Below are 19,511 nucleotides of genomic sequence, written 5' to 3'. Positions count from 1 at the left end.
AAGTATGAAAAAGTTAATGTTAGTGATGATGATAGGTGTTCTTGCAGTGTTGACGGCTTGTGGCAATAAAGAGGCGGGGGATTCTGGAGATAAGAAAAAGCTTACCGTTGGATTTGGTGTTGGAACCTATGAGGAACAATTCCGCCAATCGATTCTACCGATTCTAGAGAAACAAGGGTATTCCGTTGACATTAAAACCTTCTCGCAAAACATGCAGGTCAATCCAGCAATGAAGGAAGGTTCCATTGACGCAAGCATATTCCAAAGTACAGCTTATATGGAGGCCATTAACGAAGAAATCAATGCAGATATGGTCGGAATTGCTTATGTTCCAGGTGCTCCACAAGGTCTTTATTCTGTAAATCATACCACGCTAGACGATGTTAAAGACGGTACAACCGTAGCTGTTCCGAACGATCCGGTAAACCAAGAGCGTGCACTGCGTATTCTGGAAGAATTGGGTTGGGTCAAAATTAAAGAAGGGGCAGGCGTAGCGGATTTTAATATTAATAGTATGGAACCGGATAAATATAATATTGATATTAAAATATTGGACCCCGCTCAAATCCTTGTCTCCCTTCAAGATGTTGATTATGGCGTTGTAAATGGTAATTATATTGCTAATTCGGACAGAAAGATTACGGATGCTTTGAAAATAGAAAACACACCTATGGAACACAGAATTATCGTATCGGTTAATAAAAAGGATGAAAATTCTCAGTGGGCTAAAGATTTGAAAGCTGCTTATGAATCCAAAGAGTTTGAAGAATATATTCTTGGATTAGAAAAATATGATGGTTTCATTCTACCTGAAGCTTGGGACAACAATTAATTAAGGAAGTGAACGGAGTGACCAAAGAAAAGATTCATTTTATTGGTGGCGGACAGATGGCGGAAGCGATCATCCGCGCATGTATAGCGAATAACACCTTGTCTGTAAATCAAATTAGTGTATCGGATATTAATGAAACGCGTCTGCAGTTTTTGAATACCAAATACGGTGTAGATACGGAGAGTTCGCAAGAGCATAACCTGTCTACAGCAGATGTGATTGTAGTGGCAGTTCGCCCACAGGATGATTTAACTACCCTTGGTCAAAACGTACAACAATTCGCTACAGCTTCTGCCGCAATCGTATCGATTGTGGCGGGTGTGACAAATGATCAGTTAGCTGGGTATTTTGGAGTTGAACGGTCCATTATCCGGGTTATCCCCAATACTTTAACCGATACAGGATATGGCTATAGTGGTGTAGCATTAAATGCTTATGCTACTCGTGATCAAGTGGAGCATTTCCTACTCGGCTTTGGAAAAGTACAATATCTGGATGAGGCGTTAATGGATGTTTTCACTGGATTTGGTGTGGCGGGTCCTAACTATATCTATTATTTCATTGAATCTCTCGTGGATGCAGGTGTACTTGCCGGACTGCCGCGTGAGCAAGCCTGGAAGGTTGCACTGGAGAATATGATGGGCTCGGTAGCAATGCTGCAACAGACAGGGCTGCATCCACGACAGCTGCTGGATATTAATAATTCACCTGGCGGTGTCGGCATGCATGGCTTGTACGAATTAAACAACAGTGATTTCGCAGCGGGTCTGCAAAGAAGTGTTCTGGCAGCCGTAAAACGTACTACTGAGCTGGGAGTGAAGTAATCATGGCAACGATGAAATGGGATCATTTAGTTCACTATGTCAATGATTTGGCCAAACCGGTTGAGATCTTTGGAGCTCATGGATTGGTTGCTTTTAAGGGAGGCTCTCATAAAGATTGGGGAACCTATAATGCCTTAAGTTACTTTGGGCTAACCTATCTCGAGTTTCTGGGCATTGAGAATCTTGAGCTTGCAAAGGCAACTGAACATAATTTAGTGGTGAAAGATGCAGTAAAACTTCTACCAGAACATGAAGTTCTAAGTAGAGTAGTCATCCGGACGGATGATATTGAAGAAGTAGCGGCTTCCCTGAAAGCAGCAGGCTTATCATTATCTCCAATTATCGATGGTAAGCGTCTAGATAACGAGGGCAGATTAATAGAGTGGCGGATGATGACCATTGCTGGTGACTTTGGGGGACTGGTCTATCCGTTCATCATTCAATGGAGCGGAACGGATACAGAGCGAGTGGAAAGATTAACATCATCTGGAGTCATTAAACCTCATCCTGCGGGAGAAGTAGAAATCGTGCGTGCTGTATTCCATGTCTCCGATCCTGAAGCTGCAGCCAACCACTGGGGAACGATATTCGGACTGCCTGTTACGAAGTCAGAGGATGATACCTTCAGCCTTAAGATTGGCGATAGATCATTTGCTTTCGTGCAAGAAGACGAGAACCAATTCAAGCAGGTGGTTTTTGAAACGGATTCGTTAGAGCTGAAAGGGAAGACGATTCGGATTGGTGATGGGGAGTATGTTTTCGTTTAAGGGACTAGTAACGTTATAACTTTAGAAATAAAGACTTACTTGAAGGGATCGATACCTCGAGTAAGTCTTTTTGCTATTCACCGAAGGTACTAATGATGCTGGCATTTTTTTGTTTTAATCAATTTGTAAATTTTATTGAATTCCATTATATGGTACGATGTCCATGATATAAAAGGAGGTGAAGATAATCGGTGCAGAACAAAAATACGTGGCCCATTTCCTCGCCGGATAAGCTTAATGTGGATCTAGCGCAGATAAAAAACTTTGATTATGCCTCTAAATTTATATTACTATAGACATTTTTCTCTTGCCTGGCGCTATGAATTTTGATAAACATAATGGATAAATTTAAATATTACATATGGAGGTAATTACGGATGAAAACTCACTATTACTTAGATTGGTTTTATGATAAGGGTTTTTCTGAGAAGCTAGTCAATGTGTTGCATGAGGATATAACAGACAGAAAATCGCTGGTTATGATTAGCGCTGAATCGTCTGATTTTAGTGATGAACAAGTTAATATTGATAGTGTTTTTGAAAGGACATGGTTTAATCAGGCTAACATTTTTTTTGATGAATATCATTTCATTGATGACCGCACGCAGAAGGAAGATGCCCAGCGATTAATTCAAAACGCCTCTGTCGTTTTTTTATGTGGTGGAACCGCTCGGGACCAAAAGCACCTTTTGACGGAATATGAATTATCGGATTTGATTAAAAAAAGCAATGCTGTTGTAATGGGAACAAGTGCTGGTGGGATGAACATGTCTGATGAATATGTGGATGAATGCACTGTTTGTGAAGGTATGGCTCTTAATCACTTTTCTTTTGAAGCTCATTTTGATCATGATAACACCGCAATGATTGAGGAGCGTTTCCCTTTATCAAATAAAATGGATATTTATGTGGCGGCAGACAAAGATGGTGCTGTACGTGTGAAGGGCAGCAAAATCGACATTATAGGCAATGTATATTTAATTTCCCACTCAAAGATTCAGAAATTGGCTGAGACGCTCTAATTATGGTTGAGTGGTTGTGACACTGACGATTAACTGAATGGTATTTGTTTTGAGTCCCTATTTGACAGCACCTTACGAGCAAATCGAGTTGATTACTCCTGCGAAAAAGGAAGATTACGCATAACGCGCATACGATGTTCAAGCCAGCAACATTCGATCTTGAATTTATATCATTCGAGATCCATGTAAAGTTATCGGAATCTGCGATGGTAAGGATATGAAGTTTTAAGTGAAGAAGCGTTTGATACAGTGAGAGGAGAAATCAAGTCTCTTTTCTTATGTACTGGGTCTAGAAAGGAGTGAATAAGCAATGGAGTGGAAAGGCGATGCAAATGCCAATAAACAAAGAGAGTCTCAGTTCACTGAGGAACTATCGGAGTCACAATTATCGGCTTTAGAATATGTTACGAATTACGCGCGAACTCGAAAAAGTGAAGCAGTTCAGACCATCCATGAAATTCTTCAAATGTCTAATGTGGATCGGGAAGAGTTTGAAGATGCTGTGGTCAAAATAAAGTCACATGCGAAGATTGCTCTACATTTCCATCCAGATCGACTAGATCCGGTAAAGAAAAGTGTTGCAGAGGCGCTATTGGAGCAAGGCGTGTACAAGAGCCAATTTGAGACCTTGTTATCCAGTGGTAGTGTATCAGCCTATTCTGGCGGTCCACGTGATTTGTGGGAGGAAAGACTATTTGGAGGGGCATACCAACAAGAGGGTGCTTCGAATAGCGAACGCCCTAAATATGGCGCTCTTGATTTGATGCGTCATTCGGATGGGCCAGCTCCGCGCTTTGGCTCCTGCTATTTCCTCCTATCCCCTGAGGTTTCTTATCGCAGTACATACACCTATATGGATTCGCATCAAAACCCTGTACAGAAAGGGACATATGCAGAATTTGATGATATGATGGCGGCATTACTAGAGGAGATTTTCTTAAGAGATTCCGCTCTAGGGGAAAAAGATCTTCAATCACAAAAATTAGTCGACCATCTTCGGGTCAACCTCACAATGCCGTTTACAGATCCTTCAAAGGGTGAAGCTAAACGTAATCTTAACCACTATATTGAAGCGCAAGTTCATGGAAACATCCGTCTAAAGGAAGATGTGGAAATCTTAGTAGCCGATCCTTCATTCAAGGGCACTCCAACAGGGCAAGACCTGGAGCAAATATGTTTACAGAATGCCATCCAACTCTATTGGCACATGGGATTCGCGATGTGGGTAGACGAAGTGCCTTCAGATTTTAGAGGGCCTACGATGCCTTCCTTGGCTAAGCGTATTGCTCATCACGGTTATATTGATGCGAGCATGATTGGATCTGCTGCTATGCACTTAAAGCATGATCCTGCAGCTTGGCGGGAGCGAGGAACCGAAAAAGAAGTACTTCAAGAATTAAAACTCTTATGGCATGTTTTGGTGCGGTACGGAAAGCCGCTCCGAAACTTTAAGTTGTAAGAAGCCAATGTTATTTAACTCCTCCTAATAAATATTGGTGGGAGTTTTTTTGCCTGTGGAAATTTTCTCGATTTGATAGATTTACAAAATATGGAATATATGCTATCTTATCTATGAAAGCGAATCCAAGAGATGGTATATTGAACTTTTATTTACCATATTTAACATAGGGAGGAAAGGTGGAAATGAAAAATTTGCTCAAGAAGGCAATCACAATGATGCTGGCATTTACTCTGCTACTTGGATTGATGACAGCGCCGCCCGTTCATGCAGACAACGCACTTTTCACAATTGAAAGCGAAAATGCTCAGCTCACCTCCGATCTTCAAGTGACAACCCAAATTTACGGACAGCCCAAACCCGGATACTCCGGAAGCGGATTTGTCTGGATGCAGAATTCCGGTACAATTACCTTCACAGTGACAGTTCCGGAAACCGGCATGTATACGATCTCCACACGTTATATGCAGGAGCTCAGTGCTGACGGCAGGCTTCAATCTTTGGCCGTTAACGGCGTTACGAAGGGGTCGTATATGCTGCCCTATACGACCACGTGGTCGAATTTCGATTTTGGCTATCACAAGCTGAATCAAGGCAGCAACACTATTCAACTGAAGGCTGGCTGGGGTTTCGCTTATTTTGATACCTTCACGGTGGATTATGCCGATCTTGATCCCCTGGATGTGCAACCTGTCCTCAGCGATACTCAAGCCACTCCGGAAACTCAGCTTCTGATGAATTATTTAACGGAGGTTTACGGCAATCATATGATCTCCGGCCAGCAGGAGATTTACGGAGGCGGAAATGACGGCAATTCCGAGCTGGAGTTTGATTGGATTCACAATTTAACGGGAAAGTATCCGGCGATCCGCGGATTTGATCTGATGAATTACAATCCGCTTTACGGCTGGGAGGATGGTACGACCGCCCGGATGATCGATTGGGTGAATAACCGGGGCGGGATCGCGACAAACAGCTGGCATATCACTGTGCCCCGAGATTTCACCGCCTATCAGCTCGGGGAATTTGTAGATTGGAAGAAAGCCACCTATAAGCCGACAGAAACCAATTTTAATACAGCCAATGCGGTAGTTCCAGGTACGAAAGAATACCAATATGTTCAACTGGCCATTGGGGATTTGGCGGAGCAACTGCAGATTCTGCAAAATAACAATGTGCCGGTAATCTTCAGACCCTTCCATGAGGCGGAGGGCAACGGTGGATTGAATGGAGAAGGTGCATGGTTCTGGTGGGCTTCGGCAGGCTCGGAGGTGTACAAGCAGTTGTGGGACCTGCTCTATACTGAACTTACAGAAACGTACGGTCTGCACAATTTGATCTGGACCTACAACAGCTATGTGTACAGCACTTCTCCCGCATGGTATCCCGGCGATGATCAGGTGGATATTGTAGGCTATGATAAATACAACACGATCTATAACCGCTATGACGGTTTGTCTGGTGTGCCCAATGAGGACGCGATTACCTCGATTTTCTATCAGCTTGTTGATTTAACCGGCGGTACGAAAATGGTAGCCATGACGGAGAACGACACCGTTCCAAGCGTTCAGAATCTGACAGAGGAAAAATCGGGCTGGCTCTATTTCTTACCGTGGTATGGTGAGCATCTCATGAGTTCCGCCTTTAATTATCCGGCCACCTTAACAACGCTGTACCAAAGCAATTATGTAATCACGCTCGATGAGCTGCCTGATTTGAAGGTTAACAATCCAATTCCAAGTGCGTCTATCACACCTGCAAACGTCGAATTTGATAAAAATGCCTCCAATCAGAATGACAAAGCCATCACCGTGAATCCAAACGGCAATACGTTAATCGCTCTCCGGGCAGGCGCCAATGCATTGACAGCGACTCAGGATTATACCTTGAGTGGAAATACGCTGCTGCTCAAAAAAGCATTTCTGGCGACACTGGCGGTTGGCGAGCATTCGATCATCTTTGATTTTAATAAAGGACAAGATCCTGTATTAAAAGTGAAAATTGTCGATTCCACGCCAAGCGCATCCATTGCGCCCGTGAGCGCTGCATTTGATAAAGCGGCGAATCTAGCCCAGGATATTTCCGTAGCCCTTACCTTAAATGGACACCAGCTTGCAAGTATCACAAATGGAAATTCCACACTTTTAGCGAGTCAGGATTATACGGCATCAAGCGCTGCTGTTGTTCTGAAAAAATCCTATCTTTCCACGCTGCCGCTGGGACAGAATACCCTAACCTTTCATTTTAATGGAGGAAATAATGCTGTTCTTACAGTGAACGTAGCGGATAGTAGTGTTCCAGTACCCACTGGAGATTTGACGGTCCAAGCTTTTAATGGCAACACAAGTGCCTCCACCAACGGGATTTCACCCAAAATCAAAGTAGTCAATACCGGTGATTCAGCGATTCAACTAAGTGATGTGAAGGTCCGGTATTACTATACGATTGATGGCGAGAAAGATCAGAGTTTCTGGATCGACTGGGCCAGCATCGGAAATGCGAATGTAACCGGCAATTTCGTTAAGCTGGCGACTCCTGTTGCCAGTGCAGATTATGTTTTGGAAATTGGTTTCACGAGTTCGGCTGGAACACTTAATCCAGGTCAGAGCGCAGAAATTCAAACCCGTTTCTCCAAAACCGACTGGTCCAATTTCAACCAGGCTAATGATTATTCGTTCAAGGCATCCAGTAGTCAGTTCATCAATAATGAACAGGTCACCGGGTATATGAATGGTCAGCTTGTGTGGGGGATTGAGCCGTAAGCTTTTAATGAAAAAAGGTATCTTTGTGTAATACAAAGATACCTTTTTTCATTTTGGGAAGAAGCAGGGAGTGCAATGGGAGAACCATTTCTGAAGTAGCCAGATTGCTCGATGATCAGTTTCTGGAGAAGGAAAAGCTTGAATTGAGCGAGATTACCATCGACTGTGTTGGCTATTTTCAGAACAGGAGCAAAGAAGTTTTTGTTGAAATTAGGGATTTAGGTGCTTCTGTGGAATTTTTGTAGTCAGTCGCGATTCTCCTGAGTCGTTCCTATGGTGTGCAATGTCGCATTAATCCGGCTGCAATGTCGCAAAAGTACATGGAAATAGAGTATGAAGATAGATTATACTCGCTTTATTGATCTGATAATGAAAATCATTATCATACATAAGGGGGAGTCAGCATGAAAAGAACAAAGAAGAGGCAAGCAACCGGTAGAAAGGTAGATGCTGCCCAAAAAGCAGGACTATTAATGATATGGATGATGGCACTGGTACTTGTGCTAACGGCTTGCGGTACTGGAGGTGGAGCAAATGCGGGCACTGCCGCACTGCCATCTGCTTCAGCCGAGCCGTCACCTACATCTGAGACACAGGCTCAGACTACAGCCTTCCCGGTTACCATCTCGCATATGAAGGGTGAATATACGCTGACTGAGAAGCCGAAGGTCATCGCCGCGCTTGATGTGAAATTCGTCGATCAATTGTTAGCGATAGGCGAGCATCCGGCAGGCAGCGTTGTGGCTGGAGCGAAAGATGCAAAGTTTCCAGAATATTTAAGTGAACAATTGGGTGATGTGAAGGTCCTGGGCACACGCGATGAGCCCAATCTTGAAGCTATTGTAGCGATGAATCCGGATCTTATATTGATGACCGACTTTCAGGAGCAGGTGTATGACAGCGTCAGTAAAATAGCGCCCACAATAGTACTCGACTTCTATGAAGATTGGCGGGATACATCGGCTACCATCGGTATGATAACGGGAAAGCAGGCGGAGGCGAAGGTAGTGCGTCAAGCCTACGAGGACAAAATCGTCGGACTGCGGGAGCAGCTGTCGGCGAAGCTGGGCGACGAAACGGTAGCTCTGATTCGCCCAAGACCGGAAGGTATTCGCGTACACGGTCCCGAACATCGGACCGGAAGCATTCTTTATGAGGATTTGGGATTGAATATCCCTACATTCGTTCAGGAGATCAAAGATGATACCTCCGTTGAAATTTCGATGGAGACCATCGCTGATATCGGAGCAGATCACTATTTCCTGTTATCGGATGAATTGTTTGCCAAAGAGGCAGAGGCAATGGCGAACAGTCCGGTCTGGAAATCTCATGATGCCGTTAAAAATAACCGCGTATACAATGTGAATTCAACGCTATGGATCGCTTATTATGGGCCAATTGCCCTCAACATTATTGTAGATCAAACCGCGGAAGCGCTGTTGGGATCGCATTAAAATGGACAACTATCTGTCGTCTGTCACCTGGAAGCAAATGGCGGAGGAATACCGTCTGTGGGTAGGTGAACCGCCTGAAGGCAACGTTCGGACAATTGCCCTTAGCCAGTTGCACGAAGAAGCTGCATGCCGCGAGTATGTAAGCTGGCTTAAGGGTTATATCGGTGCGCCTGATATGCAGGTTGCCGCTTCCATGCTGGCCAAGCGGATCGGTTATCTGTGGATCGCGCCGATGCTGACCGCTATGACCCTTCATAACCGGGAAGTCTCCATCCCGCTGGAGAACTGCTTCCTCTATCATCCTGCTTCCCCAGCTTTTAAAGGGGATACGCGTTTTCCTTTCCTTGCGCTGAACGGGCTTCGAGCGACGGCGGCACCGGAAGACAGGGAAGCGTGGCGAGAAGAGATCGTAGAGGAAATTTTCGCGGTACGTCTTGCGCCGCTGCTGCATACGCTTGCTGCAATTGGTCCCGTCTCCATGGCAGTACTTTGGGAGAATATTATGGTACGTATTGCTCCGCTGTATTCTCCTGGAACAGGTGAATTAGGGCAAGAAAGGCAACGAATACAAGCAGATTTTGCCTTCCTGACCCGGATAGCTCCCGGACAATTGTTCGGCGCAAGACGCAATCCATTTACCCGGTTCACAGAGAACAATGACCTAGCTCCGGTTGCAAAAAAGAAACGTATCACCTGCTGTTTTTATTACAGGATGTCGGCGGAATATTGCGGGAAATGTCCGAAAATTGACAATGAGAATGAATCTCAATTAAAATGACAACAGCAACGCACTCACTTATGTTGCGGACGCGCTTTCACTAAAGCATGTAATCCTATTCGAGTGCGCCCGTTTAACAGAGGATGCTATTGTCAGGAGATGAGAGAAATGCCGCTGAAAGAACAGGCAAGTTTATGGAGTGATACAACGATCAAGATGCTTGATGTGCGCAGCGGTACTTTGCCACCCGGCGGCGTTATGAGCGAAACCGGATTAACAGTCAATGTGTTGCTGCTGGCAGGCGGCGGGGAAGGTAGGCTTGTGATGAATGGCGAAATTTGCCATATCCAGGCCTATTTCGCTTGTCACGCAGTCAAGGGATCAGCATTTACTTTGACTGCTGGATCAGAAACCATTCATTATACCGTTATTATGTACAAGGCTTTTCCAATGTTGGGGGCTGCCCATGTTCTGTTTCCGCAGCGCAATCACCCGTTACGCACTTCATTTGTTCACCGTCCTGTGCTCCTGGCTGAACTGCATCAGACTGCGGAACAAATCGAAGCCAAATGGAGCCGGGGCGAAGGGCTGGAGCGTTTCCATGCGAATGCGCTACTGCAAGGAATGCTTTACGAGCTTATTATGGAGTATGAATGTGGTCAGAAAGGCACAGAGGCGGATATGGTGGATGTTGTCGCTGCCTATATAGCGGGGCATTATCGTCAGGAGCTGGAGCTTAAGGAGTTGGCAGCGCTTGCCGGATGCAGTACAAGACAGTTACAGCGGCGATTCAAACAGGAGAAGTTACTAGGACCGATGGAATATGTAATCCAGCTGCGGATGGAGAGTGCCGAGCGGATGTTGCGTCATACGGATGCTCCCATCGGCGAAATCGCAGAAAAAACGGGCTATCGCGACATGTATTACTTTAGCAGGGCATTTAAGAAATATCACGGAGTTCCCCCGCAGATCTACAGGCGCACTGCTGCTTCAGGGATCGGTGCTCTCTCAGCATATTCTGGGCTGCCGGATCGCCTGGCTTCATCGTACCAGTCGCTGCAAGGCCCGGTAATTTGTCATATGCGAGGCGAATATTGCGTCACCGCTTCTCCGAGGCGTATCGCCGTACTCGACGTTCAATATGCAGACCATTTGCTTGCGCTTGGGATATCTCCGGCAGGGAGTGTAGGAACGGGTAGTGCAGCGTTAAAATTCCCCCAATATATCAGGGAAAGGCTTAAGACAACGGAAATGCTCGGAACTTATGAGTACCCGGACCTGCAAGCTGTTGAACGGCTGCGGCCGGATTTGATTGTCTGTACTGAGGTGCATGCTCAGCATTATGAACGGTTAAGCCGGATTGCGCCAACCCTAATGTTTCAACGGAATGAGAGCTGGCAGACGATTCTGGGCCTGTTCGGTGAATTGACGGACAAGCGGACAGAGGTGGAGCGTATTATTGCGGATTACCTGCGCCGAACAGCATTGCTGTCTGAGCAGCTTGCAACGGCGCTGGCGGGTCAGAGCGTGGCCTTGATCCGTCCGCGTGAGTCGCTGGTACGGGTGCATACTGCCTCCCATCGCACAGGTGCCGTGCTGTACCGGGATCTTGGTCTGCCAGCTCCTCTATTTGTCGCAGACACTTCCGACACGGCTTATCATATTACAGTTGATAAACTGCCGGCTGTGCATGCCAGCCATTATTTTTTACTTAGTAACGAGATGATGCAGGAGGGGGTATCTGCGACAGAGCAAAGCGTCCGAGGGATGTTGGATTCCGATGAGCGGCCGTATATATACCCGGTAGATGCCGCTACATGGATCGGCTGCTACGGACCGACAGGTATCAATTACATTGTGGATCAGGTAGCCCGTACCTTGCTGGCCTGAGCGTATCTAAGAGCATCCCCTAATTTCAGGCTATTTTTAGCCTAAACGTGAACAGCTCCTGTGATTATCACAGGAGCTTGTTTGTGCTTCGGATTATTTTTTGTTGGGATAGCATTTAGAATTATCTGTCTGACCTAAAATATAGTCGATGCTTACTTTATAGAAATTAGCTAGCGTAATTAAAACGGCGCTCGGAACATCCAAATTTCCATTTTCATAGCGGGAGTAGGTGGCTTGTGTAATATGTAAAAGCTCCTCTATTTGTTGCTGTGTCAGATCTTTGTCTTCGCGTAAATCACGGATTCCTGTGTACAATGCTCATCAGCATAAGAATGAAATCCTTTGAAAACTGCGATATCTACTCATTCTTTAAATTTAACTTTTAGAGTAAGGAGTTTTTTGGTTCGTTCTGTTTAGTAAATAGTCAGTACTCGTCTTATGATAATCTGCTAGCTTAATCAGAATGGCCGTGGGAATATCAACATCACCGCGTTCATAATTACTATAAATCCTCTGGCTGCATTGCAAATACTCTGCCATTTGGGTTTGAGTTAAATCTTTATCTTCACGCAAATCTCGGATACGTTGATACATACTAAACACCTCCAAGGCAAGCATATCTTAGCGAATTATTCGCTATTGATTTTTAGCGATAAATTCGCTAAGATGATTGAAGAGATGATTTGGGAGGGATGACTGGTGAGTCTTTTGGAGGATTTATATTACGGGAAAATCTGTCCAAGTGAACTTTTGTGTTTACGTGATCTCGAGTATATACAGAACTCCAAGCTAATCTCAGAGTTTATGGACATCCTAAAAGCAAAGTTATCTATAGAAGACTTTACTATGATTGAACAAGCCTTGGATCTGAGTGGCATGCAGAACTCTATCTCATCCGCTTCCGCCTATACTCTCGGATTCAGAATGGGGGCTGCTATGATAATAGAAGTATTAGAACATAAGGATGAACTTATACACTCTAAGGGAGAAGCTATGTCTTGAAAAAATAAAGATAGAGCTATTAGAGGGTAGAAATCGAGAAGAGGAGAACAAAAATTGAACAATATTCCAAACCGCATATGTTGATAGACGAACTTCTTCAGGCAGAAAGTTGGGGCATTATTCAAGCGAAGTTGGTTCCTGCTATTAAGGAAGCTATCGCTATGGGAGAGGTTGAAAAACTCTCTAAACTTAGGACTAAGATTCCATATTCTTTCGAAAATTCATTAAAGCATTTGAAAAAAGCGGAGCGGGAATTCATTCGAAACGGATGACGGAAGTGGGGGAACCTCTTAACATGCGCTGGTTATATGAAAAAGATAATTTGACGATCAGTTTTACCGTAGTGAGAAACTAAGCCAGTCGGAGGCGTAGTTGATATACCGATTAGCTCTCTTTCTTCGCTTAGGACGGATAAAAATATCGGTATCAGAAGCAGTGAAAAGGATATCATTGCGGCTATCCCTGAGGCATCCCGCAGCGAAAAGAAAGTAGATGGTGTTGTTAACTATTGGGTGAACGTTACCAAGCTTGACGAAGGATTCTATCATCCTTCCCTTGCCTTTGTCGTCAAAGAAGACAAGGTTGAAAATCTAGAGTTAACCAAATTACTTATTGATCTGAGTGAATAAAGAAGGCAGGCTCACATGGCCAGCCTTCTTTATTTAGCTTTACAAGGCGACTTCTTTTTTGTGACCAGCCGGATGCTCCAATTGCTTCATTGGCTACATAAATTCCCGTTAGAACTGATCCTCCTATTTCTAAGATACCCTGGTTGATTACCGGAAGCAGCTTATAACCTAGGGTCTTTTTTTTTGGTGCCTGTAAAATCGGAGCTTGACCATTAAGGGCAGGGCCTTCTTTACGTTATTCCAGACCATTGACAATTATTGTAAAGATGGTGTATTGTAAGTGATAAGTAGTAAGTAGTAAGTAGTAAGTAAATCAAACGCTCACCATACGGAATAAATATCATCCTGTAAATAGGAATTAATAGATAGGGGTGGATGGTTATGATGGATCTTAAATTAGCACCAAGTTTTTCATTGATCGCGCTTAATGCACAGAGAAGTCTTCAGATGACTACTGTTAAGAAAGTGTCTTTGCGCTGCATGGCAGCAGCGGTTATATTGGAGCTTTACTTAGAGGGATGTTTTACACAATCTGAGAACAAGTTAACTTTGCACAAGGAAGCACTTGATCAATCTCATTCAACACTCTATAGAGAAACTGTTCTACAACCCTTACTTCAAAATAGTGCTGAGGTAACGGGTGACCTAAATTGGTGGTTAAAGAAGGCTTCGAGGAAGTCTAACCATCAATTAAAAAAGTTCGAAACCGCGATTTCAGATTATCTTCAAGCAATGAATTTGCTTGAAGATATACCAAGCCTGATAGGGAGCGACATGTATTTTGATTCTGCTGAAGTTGAAATTAGAGCCTATCGCAGTAATATGGAGGCGTACACGAGCATTACAGAGAATATGCGGGCAGAGATTTTGGAAGAGGGCCCAGTAACAGATCAGGTCATTTGTATGCTATGGCTACTTCGTGAATGTGGATGTATGCATGATTTCTTCTCGCTGAACGAATTAGAAGAGGTGAATATCAAATTACATGATCTATACCAAAGTAACTTATGGGCAAAGGCGCTGTTTCCTATACAAATTCGCCAGGGAGTTGAGTTAGGTATCAAACGTTTTTTAGCATTGAAGACAAAGTTTGCGAAGACCTTTATCGGCAGCAGTCTCAATCTTATCTTCCCTGCCCTAGAGCGATCACGAGCTGTCTTTATAGAAACAGAGTCCTGGTTTGATAATTCTAATCAAAGGTTAGACGCAGTTATTACAAGATTAATGTCCTATGGACATGAAGTTAAGGTGCTGGAGAGAGGATCGATTGCGACTCTTAAAATTGATAATTTGCTCTACGATGCGATCCCACATTTTGTAATGATGAAAGTGCCAATTCAAGGTGTGCGTCTTATTCCGAAGCGCCCGCTGTAAAGGAGTTGGTTATCAATGTCTAGACAACGATCCATGGAGAATATTATGGCGTCAGAATATGTATCGATAGGGGAATTAGTAAGAATCACAAATGCTCGTTATAGTACACTCAAACATTATACAGAAGAAGGCATGCTGCCCTTTGAACAGGCAGAGGAGAATTTAACACGCAGATATAAAAGAGAAGAAACCGTCGCGCGCATTCTTTGGATCAAAGAAATGAAAGCAAACGGTTTATCTATCCCACAAATTAAAGAAGCTTTAGGAATGAATTAAATTCCCCTTATCCTTGCAGTCAACCTAACTCCGTGGGAGCTTCCCCCCATACTGCGCGCGCAATTGCTGCAATTTATCCAGCTTGCTTAGACTACTGTCCCTGTTCGCTAATCCCACTCCAAGGATCAGATTCTCAATAATATAGGTGGGGCCAACCATGGAATGGAACTCCCAAACCTCACCTCTCCCCGCATAAAGCACGATATCTGCATCTTGGGATCGCGGGTAGACAAGTCTATCTGTGATCAGGATGACCTGGTAATTTGCTTCACGTGCATGGTTCAGTATGACTTCAATCTCAGGCAGTATTTGCACAAATCCAAAGACAAGCAAGACATCTTGTTTGTCAGCATGCATTAAGGTCTCTAGCAGCTCATGGCCGCTGGGGGCCATTTTTTTCATTTGAAGACCAAAACGCGCCATTCGATAGATCATTAGCTCTGCTAATCCGGCGCAAGGTCCAGGGCTGTATACATAAATAATCCGAGCAGTAGATATTACATCTACTGCACGCTTTAGTACATCGTCGCTTAAATAGCGGCGTGTTTCTTGCAAATGATGTGAACAATTGTCCAGCAGCAGTTGAGGGAGTGAGGTATCGTCTGATCGCTGCATGGCATCACGCATTTTTACAGAAGGTGTGGATTCAAAGCGGAAACGGAGCCGGTTTTTAAAATCTTTGGCATGTTTGTATCCCGCAGCTTTCCAGAACCGTGAAACGGAGGCGATGCTCAAATGCAGCTCGTCTGCCATTTCTTGTTCGGTCATGTAGACCACACGTTGCTCATTTTTTTGAATAAAGTCGGCAATTATCCGTTGATTAGGCGAAAAAGCGCGGTGGTTCCAATCTTTATACAATCTCTCAATCCTCCTATGATGATGCGATAGATAGAATATAACGTGTGAATATGTTGTAAATATTTTTACAACGTTAAAAATATTGAAAAAAATATTACTCTCATTTAACAAATGAAAAAAGCTGTGATGACATGGCCTTCTTATAATGAAGATAAATTCTTATTGGGAGGCCAAATATTTCATGAGCACGATAAAAACGCGTTACACACTGACTCAGTCACAAAAAATGATGATTTTTGTACTGTCGATGTCGCTTTACGGGTTGTCCAATATGTTTACCGAGCTAGTGCCTGGGATCAAACTGGGCCCGATTGAATTATCCATTGAATATTTCGCCTTCATTCCTTTGACATTATGTATGTTGTTTCACCCCTTATATGCGGCGGTCGGAGCAGCTGTTGGTGAGGTAATCTTCGGGGAATTGATGTTAGGCCAATTTGGAGGTTTAGGGGAGCTGGAGAAATTCATTACCTTCTCACTGGCGATGTATACCGCAGGCCGTATGGTGTCTGATCCGAAAAATCGAAGACAAGTTGGAGTGGCTGCGATTACCGGCGTGGCGATTCACCAGTTTTTTAGCTCCGTTATAGATATTGTGAAGGTATGGGTAGGGGTAGAAGAGCTAGAGGCTGTTAAAGGGCTGGCAGAAAGTATCGTTGTAATTGAGGGAGTAGGGTTCCTGAATGATGTCCTTTTCTCCGGCATTTTGTTCGCGCTGATTCCTACCATGTATCTGGTTCCGCGTTTATATGGAAAAATTGAACCATTGCTCGGCATGAAGCCACGTGAGCGGAATATGAAATATGCAACAGGAGCGTGGCTATCTCCTAAGCTGGTCATTGCCGGAACCTTTCTAGTGATGGTAGCGGTGGGTTCGGAATTGTTATCTGAATCGGGCTGGAACTTCGGTGATTTTGAGCTTGCAGGGGCGGAATCGAATGAAAAGACCTTGATTTGGCTCAGTATGTTGGTGGCGGCTGTAGTGGCGGCAACGGCGATTATTGCACTGCTTCGGCGTTCGGCACGAAAAAGACAGGAAGCGGGTCAAGCAGATGCGTAATACAATTCTTGAATTGAACAAAATTAACTTTACGTATCCGGGAGCTGAACAACCAGTACTGCAAGACGTAGACTTACGACTGGGAGAAGGGGATTTTATTGCGATCATCGGCAGTAATGGCTCCGGGAAATCTACTCTCTGCAAATGCTTTAACGGCTTAATTCCTCATTATTACACTGGTGATTTCAGTGGAGAGGTGACAGTTTGCGGCCAATCTGCGGATGGAAAAAGTGTAGCAGAGCTGTCCAAACGTATCGGTTATGTTTATCAGGATTTCGAGAATCAATTGGTACGACCGACTGTGCTTGATGATGTGTCTTTTACACCTCTGAATTATGGATTTACGGATTACAAGGAACGGGGAGAGCGTGCGCTGGCGTTAACCGGACTTAGTGACTTGAGGCACGAATTTATTTGGCAGTTAAGTGGTGGGCAAAAACATCTGCTCGCTCTGGCCGGAGCCCTAGCTATGGATCCGGAAATTCTGGTGATCGACGAACCCGTAGCCCAGCTGGATCCGGAGCATGCCCGTCATATCTATGATATTTTGCAGCGTTTGAATGAGGAGCATGGAAAGACCATTGTAGTGATTGAGCATCATGCGGAATTTATTGCGGATTATTGCAAAAATGTTGTCCTGATGGATCAGGGTAAAATGTGCTGGCAGAAGCCTGTGCGTGAAGCTTTGTCATCTGTACAAGAATTGCTAGAGCTGGGCATATACCCACCGGATGTGACCCGGGCGGCTTGGCTGCTACAGCCTGATGATCAGAAGTCAAAGCTGCTTCCCTTAAATGCTGAGGAAGGCAGTACCCGCATGACGCTTCGTCAGGATGCCAAGGAGACACTTCCAATCGGACGTATGCAAGAGCAGCTCCCCATAGCTGCAAAAGAAGGAAATTCTATCGTTCAGCTGGAGAATGTTCACCTCTCTTACCGTACGATTCATAAGGTGCTGCATCCTGTACTGAATGGAATTCAGCTAGAACTGCGGCAGGGAGAGTCCATTGCTCTTATTGGCAACAACGGAGCAGGTAAGTCTTCATTAATGAAGCTGATTGCAGGTATTGTCAGACCTACAGCTGGAACCGTAAAGGTTAAAGATATGACGGTGAACGGGCTGCCGCCTGAACGTCTCTCCGGTACGGTAGCTTACGTATTCCAGAATCCGGAGGAAATGTTTATCGAGGATTCTGTGCGTAAGGAAATTGCTTATTATCTGAAGGCGCGGAAACTACCAGATACGGATGGAAGAGTGGATGAGATGCTAAAGGTATTTCGCTTAAGCGAGCTGGCTGAACGGGATGCCCGACTGCTAAGTGGAGGGCAGCAGCGCCGGGTATCCTTGGCGATTGGTGCCGCGGTTAGGCCTGCTATCATGTTGCTTGATGAACCGACAGCTAATCTGGACATTTCGACCAAACAAGAAATGGTACATGTGCTGGAGACGCTTCGTAATCATGTGAAGACGGTCGTCATCGCAACTCATGATATGCAGCTTGTCTCTGAATGGGCCAGCAGAATAATTGTAATGCATCAAGGGCGGATAATTGCGGATGGGACGAAGGATGAAATTTTCGCTGACGGCCTTCTTTTACGGCGTGCGGGTCTGGCCCAGACTCAATTGATGGAGCTAAGTCGTATGCTCGGTCTCCCTAGAATTTGCAGTAGCTTAGAAGAGTTTGTGAGTTTAGTGGAAAAGAAGGAGGTAGCTGCAATCCATGGAAGCCGTTAAACGGGCACTTGACCGTATATCTGTAGAACAAATCAAATTGGAGTTACTCGGGACCGCATATAACAGCAGCAGCACTTTTCTGGGCAGGCTGGACCCGCGAACCCTGCTGCTCTGGTATCTCTTTTTTGCCATCGTGCCTTGGTTTGTACATAACCGGACAATCCTGTTAGGGATGTTCGTGCTTATGGTTTTAACAACCGTCCTCTCCCGGGTCAGCCCCTATATTATTTTTATATTATGTCTCGGCTTAATCAGCCAGATTGGCTGGATGTTTATATTGTCGCTTTTTTTCGGCGGGGGGATTGAATCCTTGCTGCCTATGCTGACACTGACGCTTAAGCTTTCGGTGATTTCGCTGGCGAGTATTACGGTTTTCTCTAGTCTTGATCCGGAACGACTTAGTGACGGCTTACTGTCCTTAGGAATCCCTGATACTTTTGCATTCAGCTTATCTTATGGCTATCGTATTTTGCCTACTTTACTGGAGGAATTCCATCAGATCCTACTTTCCTTTAGATTGAGAGGGCAACGACCGCTTCAACATGGAATTTTCTATTGGCGAACAATAACGTATTATTTGCGAATCGTCATTCTGGCATTTTACCCGCTCATGTTGAACACAGCTAAACGTTCTCGAACTACGATTGAAGCACTTGAGACTCGGGGATTTAGCTACGGGCTTAATAATAAGAAAGTGAAGAAGATCAAGTTATCTTATTTGAAAATGAAGCGGTCCGACTGGTACTTTTTATCCGGATCCACTGCTTATGTCATCTTGATATTCTGTATTGGTTATCTCTACCCTGAACTGGTGTATTAACATAACTTACAAGCTCAAAGGAGACGAAT

At 44.6% G+C, this 19,511-nt stretch carries 18 protein-coding genes; 15 read left to right on the top strand and 3 right to left on the bottom strand.

From position 1 onward, the window contains the following. The first annotated feature begins 4 nt into the window (after positions 1 to 4). From MHB37_RS19975 to MHB37_RS19935, 9 genes are all read left to right on the top strand, one after another. The gene (locus MHB37_RS19975) at positions 5 to 832 is read left to right on the top strand and encodes a MetQ/NlpA family ABC transporter substrate-binding protein (protein WP_076141012.1); all 828 of its coding nucleotides are present in this window, start codon (positions 5 to 7) and stop codon (positions 830 to 832) included. Between the two features lie 17 nt (positions 833 to 849). Continuing rightward, positions 850 to 1,656, top strand: coding sequence for a pyrroline-5-carboxylate reductase (gene proC, locus MHB37_RS19970; RefSeq protein WP_076281585.1), 807 nt, complete (start codon positions 850 to 852; stop codon positions 1,654 to 1,656). Positions 1,657 to 1,658: 2 nt separating this feature from the next. Next, positions 1,659 to 2,423: a VOC family protein gene (locus tag MHB37_RS19965; RefSeq protein ID WP_076218733.1), complete on the top strand. Its 765-nt coding sequence runs from the start codon at positions 1,659 to 1,661 to the stop codon at positions 2,421 to 2,423. A gap of 377 nt (positions 2,424 to 2,800) precedes the next feature. Then, entirely contained in the window at positions 2,801 to 3,445 is a 645-nt protein-coding gene (locus MHB37_RS19960; protein WP_076309703.1) for a Type 1 glutamine amidotransferase-like domain-containing protein, read from the top strand. Positions 3,446 to 3,755: 310 nt separating this feature from the next. Next, on the top strand, positions 3,756 to 4,904 hold the full coding sequence (locus MHB37_RS19955; protein WP_076309704.1) for a DUF3626 domain-containing protein: 1,149 nt from the start codon (positions 3,756 to 3,758) through the stop codon (positions 4,902 to 4,904). A 185-nt stretch (positions 4,905 to 5,089) separates the two neighbouring features. Continuing rightward, positions 5,090 to 7,666, top strand: a complete 2,577-nt coding sequence (locus MHB37_RS19950) for a glycosyl hydrolase (protein WP_405168397.1) — start codon at positions 5,090 to 5,092, stop codon at positions 7,664 to 7,666. A gap of 404 nt (positions 7,667 to 8,070) precedes the next feature. After that, positions 8,071 to 9,120, top strand: coding sequence for an ABC transporter substrate-binding protein (locus MHB37_RS19945; RefSeq protein ID WP_076309706.1), 1,050 nt, complete (start codon positions 8,071 to 8,073; stop codon positions 9,118 to 9,120). A gap of 1 nt (position 9,121) precedes the next feature. After that, complete coding sequence (locus MHB37_RS19940; protein WP_076218242.1) at positions 9,122 to 9,898, top strand: IucA/IucC family C-terminal-domain containing protein; 777 nt, start codon at positions 9,122 to 9,124, stop codon at positions 9,896 to 9,898. Between the two features lie 108 nt (positions 9,899 to 10,006). Then, positions 10,007 to 11,728, top strand: coding sequence for a helix-turn-helix domain-containing protein (locus MHB37_RS19935; RefSeq protein ID WP_076309707.1), 1,722 nt, complete (start codon positions 10,007 to 10,009; stop codon positions 11,726 to 11,728). A 93-nt stretch (positions 11,729 to 11,821) separates the two neighbouring features. Here MHB37_RS19935 and MHB37_RS19930 read toward each other — a convergent pair whose 3' ends face one another. Together MHB37_RS19930 and MHB37_RS19925 are read right to left on the bottom strand one after the other, a co-directional pair. Beyond that, positions 11,822 to 12,043, bottom strand: a complete 222-nt coding sequence (locus MHB37_RS19930; protein ID WP_076127127.1) for a helix-turn-helix domain-containing protein — start codon at positions 12,041 to 12,043, stop codon at positions 11,822 to 11,824. 60 nt (positions 12,044 to 12,103) lie between these two features. Beyond that, a complete protein-coding gene (locus MHB37_RS19925; protein ID WP_076100339.1) occupies positions 12,104 to 12,322 on the bottom strand; it encodes a helix-turn-helix domain-containing protein in 219 nt (72 codons plus the stop codon). A 105-nt stretch (positions 12,323 to 12,427) separates the two neighbouring features. On the opposite strand from MHB37_RS19925, the gene MHB37_RS19920 reads away from it, so the two are divergent. The 3 genes from MHB37_RS19920 (at position 12,428) to MHB37_RS19910 (ending at position 15,009) form a co-directional block, all read left to right on the top strand. After that, the gene (locus MHB37_RS19920) at positions 12,428 to 12,730 is read left to right on the top strand and encodes a DUF6809 family protein (protein ID WP_076309708.1); all 303 of its coding nucleotides are present in this window, start codon (positions 12,428 to 12,430) and stop codon (positions 12,728 to 12,730) included. A gap of 1,010 nt (positions 12,731 to 13,740) precedes the next feature. Next, entirely contained in the window at positions 13,741 to 14,733 is a 993-nt protein-coding gene (locus MHB37_RS19915) for a hypothetical protein (protein ID WP_339168474.1), read from the top strand. 15 nt (positions 14,734 to 14,748) lie between these two features. Beyond that, positions 14,749 to 15,009: a helix-turn-helix domain-containing protein gene (locus MHB37_RS19910; RefSeq protein WP_036688642.1), complete on the top strand. Its 261-nt coding sequence runs from the start codon at positions 14,749 to 14,751 to the stop codon at positions 15,007 to 15,009. Positions 15,010 to 15,033: 24 nt separating this feature from the next. Here the strand turns inward: MHB37_RS19910 and MHB37_RS19905 are convergent, their stop codons facing one another. Beyond that, positions 15,034 to 15,867 carry a MurR/RpiR family transcriptional regulator gene (locus tag MHB37_RS19905; protein WP_405168396.1) on the bottom strand — a complete coding sequence of 278 codons (834 nt, stop codon included), beginning with the start codon at positions 15,865 to 15,867 and terminating at the stop codon, positions 15,034 to 15,036. Positions 15,868 to 16,048: 181 nt separating this feature from the next. On the opposite strand from MHB37_RS19905, the gene MHB37_RS19900 reads away from it, so the two are divergent. Genes MHB37_RS19900 through MHB37_RS19890 form a run of 3 tightly spaced genes read left to right on the top strand, consistent with a single transcriptional unit; the run spans position 16,049 to position 19,482 of the window. After that, the gene (locus tag MHB37_RS19900) at positions 16,049 to 16,927 is read left to right on the top strand and encodes a cell division protein FtsQ (RefSeq protein ID WP_076127114.1); all 879 of its coding nucleotides are present in this window, start codon (positions 16,049 to 16,051) and stop codon (positions 16,925 to 16,927) included. Then, positions 16,920 to 18,662 carry an ABC transporter ATP-binding protein gene (locus tag MHB37_RS19895; protein ID WP_405168395.1) on the top strand — a complete coding sequence of 581 codons (1,743 nt, stop codon included), beginning with the start codon at positions 16,920 to 16,922 and terminating at the stop codon, positions 18,660 to 18,662. The genes MHB37_RS19900 and MHB37_RS19895 overlap by 8 nt, the downstream gene beginning before the upstream one ends. After that, positions 18,649 to 19,482, top strand: a complete 834-nt coding sequence (locus MHB37_RS19890; protein ID WP_076100351.1) for an energy-coupling factor transporter transmembrane protein EcfT — start codon at positions 18,649 to 18,651, stop codon at positions 19,480 to 19,482. Before MHB37_RS19895 ends, MHB37_RS19890 begins: the two co-directional genes overlap by 14 nt. Positions 19,483 to 19,511: the final 29 nt, after the last annotated feature.

This window comes from Paenibacillus sp. FSL H3-0286 (assembly GCF_045040705.1).
GTDB classification, from domain to species: Bacteria; Bacillota; Bacilli; order Paenibacillales; family Paenibacillaceae; genus Paenibacillus_AQ; species Paenibacillus_AQ odorifer.
Note: the sequence above shows the minus strand (reverse complement) of the source record. Positions and strands in the feature narration are given on the sequence as shown.

Excerpts from the sequence above, each read along its gene's own strand:
- MHB37_RS19945 (WP_076309706.1), top strand. The coding sequence starts at position 8,071 with ATGAAAAGAACAAAGAAGAGGCAAGCAACCGGTAGAAAGGTAGATGCT.
- MHB37_RS19925 (WP_076100339.1), bottom strand. The coding sequence starts at position 12,322 with ATGTATCAACGTATCCGAGATTTGCGTGAAGATAAAGATTTAACTCAA.
- MHB37_RS19940 (WP_076218242.1), top strand. The coding sequence starts at position 9,122 with ATGGACAACTATCTGTCGTCTGTCACCTGGAAGCAAATGGCGGAGGAA.
- MHB37_RS19965 (WP_076218733.1), top strand. The coding sequence starts at position 1,659 with ATGGCAACGATGAAATGGGATCATTTAGTTCACTATGTCAATGATTTG.
- MHB37_RS19910 (WP_036688642.1), top strand. The coding sequence starts at position 14,749 with ATGTCTAGACAACGATCCATGGAGAATATTATGGCGTCAGAATATGTA.
- MHB37_RS19975 (WP_076141012.1), top strand. The coding sequence starts at position 5 with ATGAAAAAGTTAATGTTAGTGATGATGATAGGTGTTCTTGCAGTGTTG.
- MHB37_RS19950 (WP_405168397.1), top strand. The coding sequence starts at position 5,090 with ATGAAAAATTTGCTCAAGAAGGCAATCACAATGATGCTGGCATTTACT.
- MHB37_RS19955 (WP_076309704.1), top strand. The coding sequence starts at position 3,756 with ATGGAGTGGAAAGGCGATGCAAATGCCAATAAACAAAGAGAGTCTCAG.
- MHB37_RS19900 (WP_076127114.1), top strand. The coding sequence starts at position 16,049 with ATGAGCACGATAAAAACGCGTTACACACTGACTCAGTCACAAAAAATG.
- MHB37_RS19915 (WP_339168474.1), top strand. The coding sequence starts at position 13,741 with ATGATGGATCTTAAATTAGCACCAAGTTTTTCATTGATCGCGCTTAAT.
- MHB37_RS19960 (WP_076309703.1), top strand. The coding sequence starts at position 2,801 with ATGAAAACTCACTATTACTTAGATTGGTTTTATGATAAGGGTTTTTCT.
- MHB37_RS19890 (WP_076100351.1), top strand. The coding sequence starts at position 18,649 with ATGGAAGCCGTTAAACGGGCACTTGACCGTATATCTGTAGAACAAATC.
- MHB37_RS19935 (WP_076309707.1), top strand. The coding sequence starts at position 10,007 with ATGCCGCTGAAAGAACAGGCAAGTTTATGGAGTGATACAACGATCAAG.
- MHB37_RS19895 (WP_405168395.1), top strand. The coding sequence starts at position 16,920 with ATGCGTAATACAATTCTTGAATTGAACAAAATTAACTTTACGTATCCG.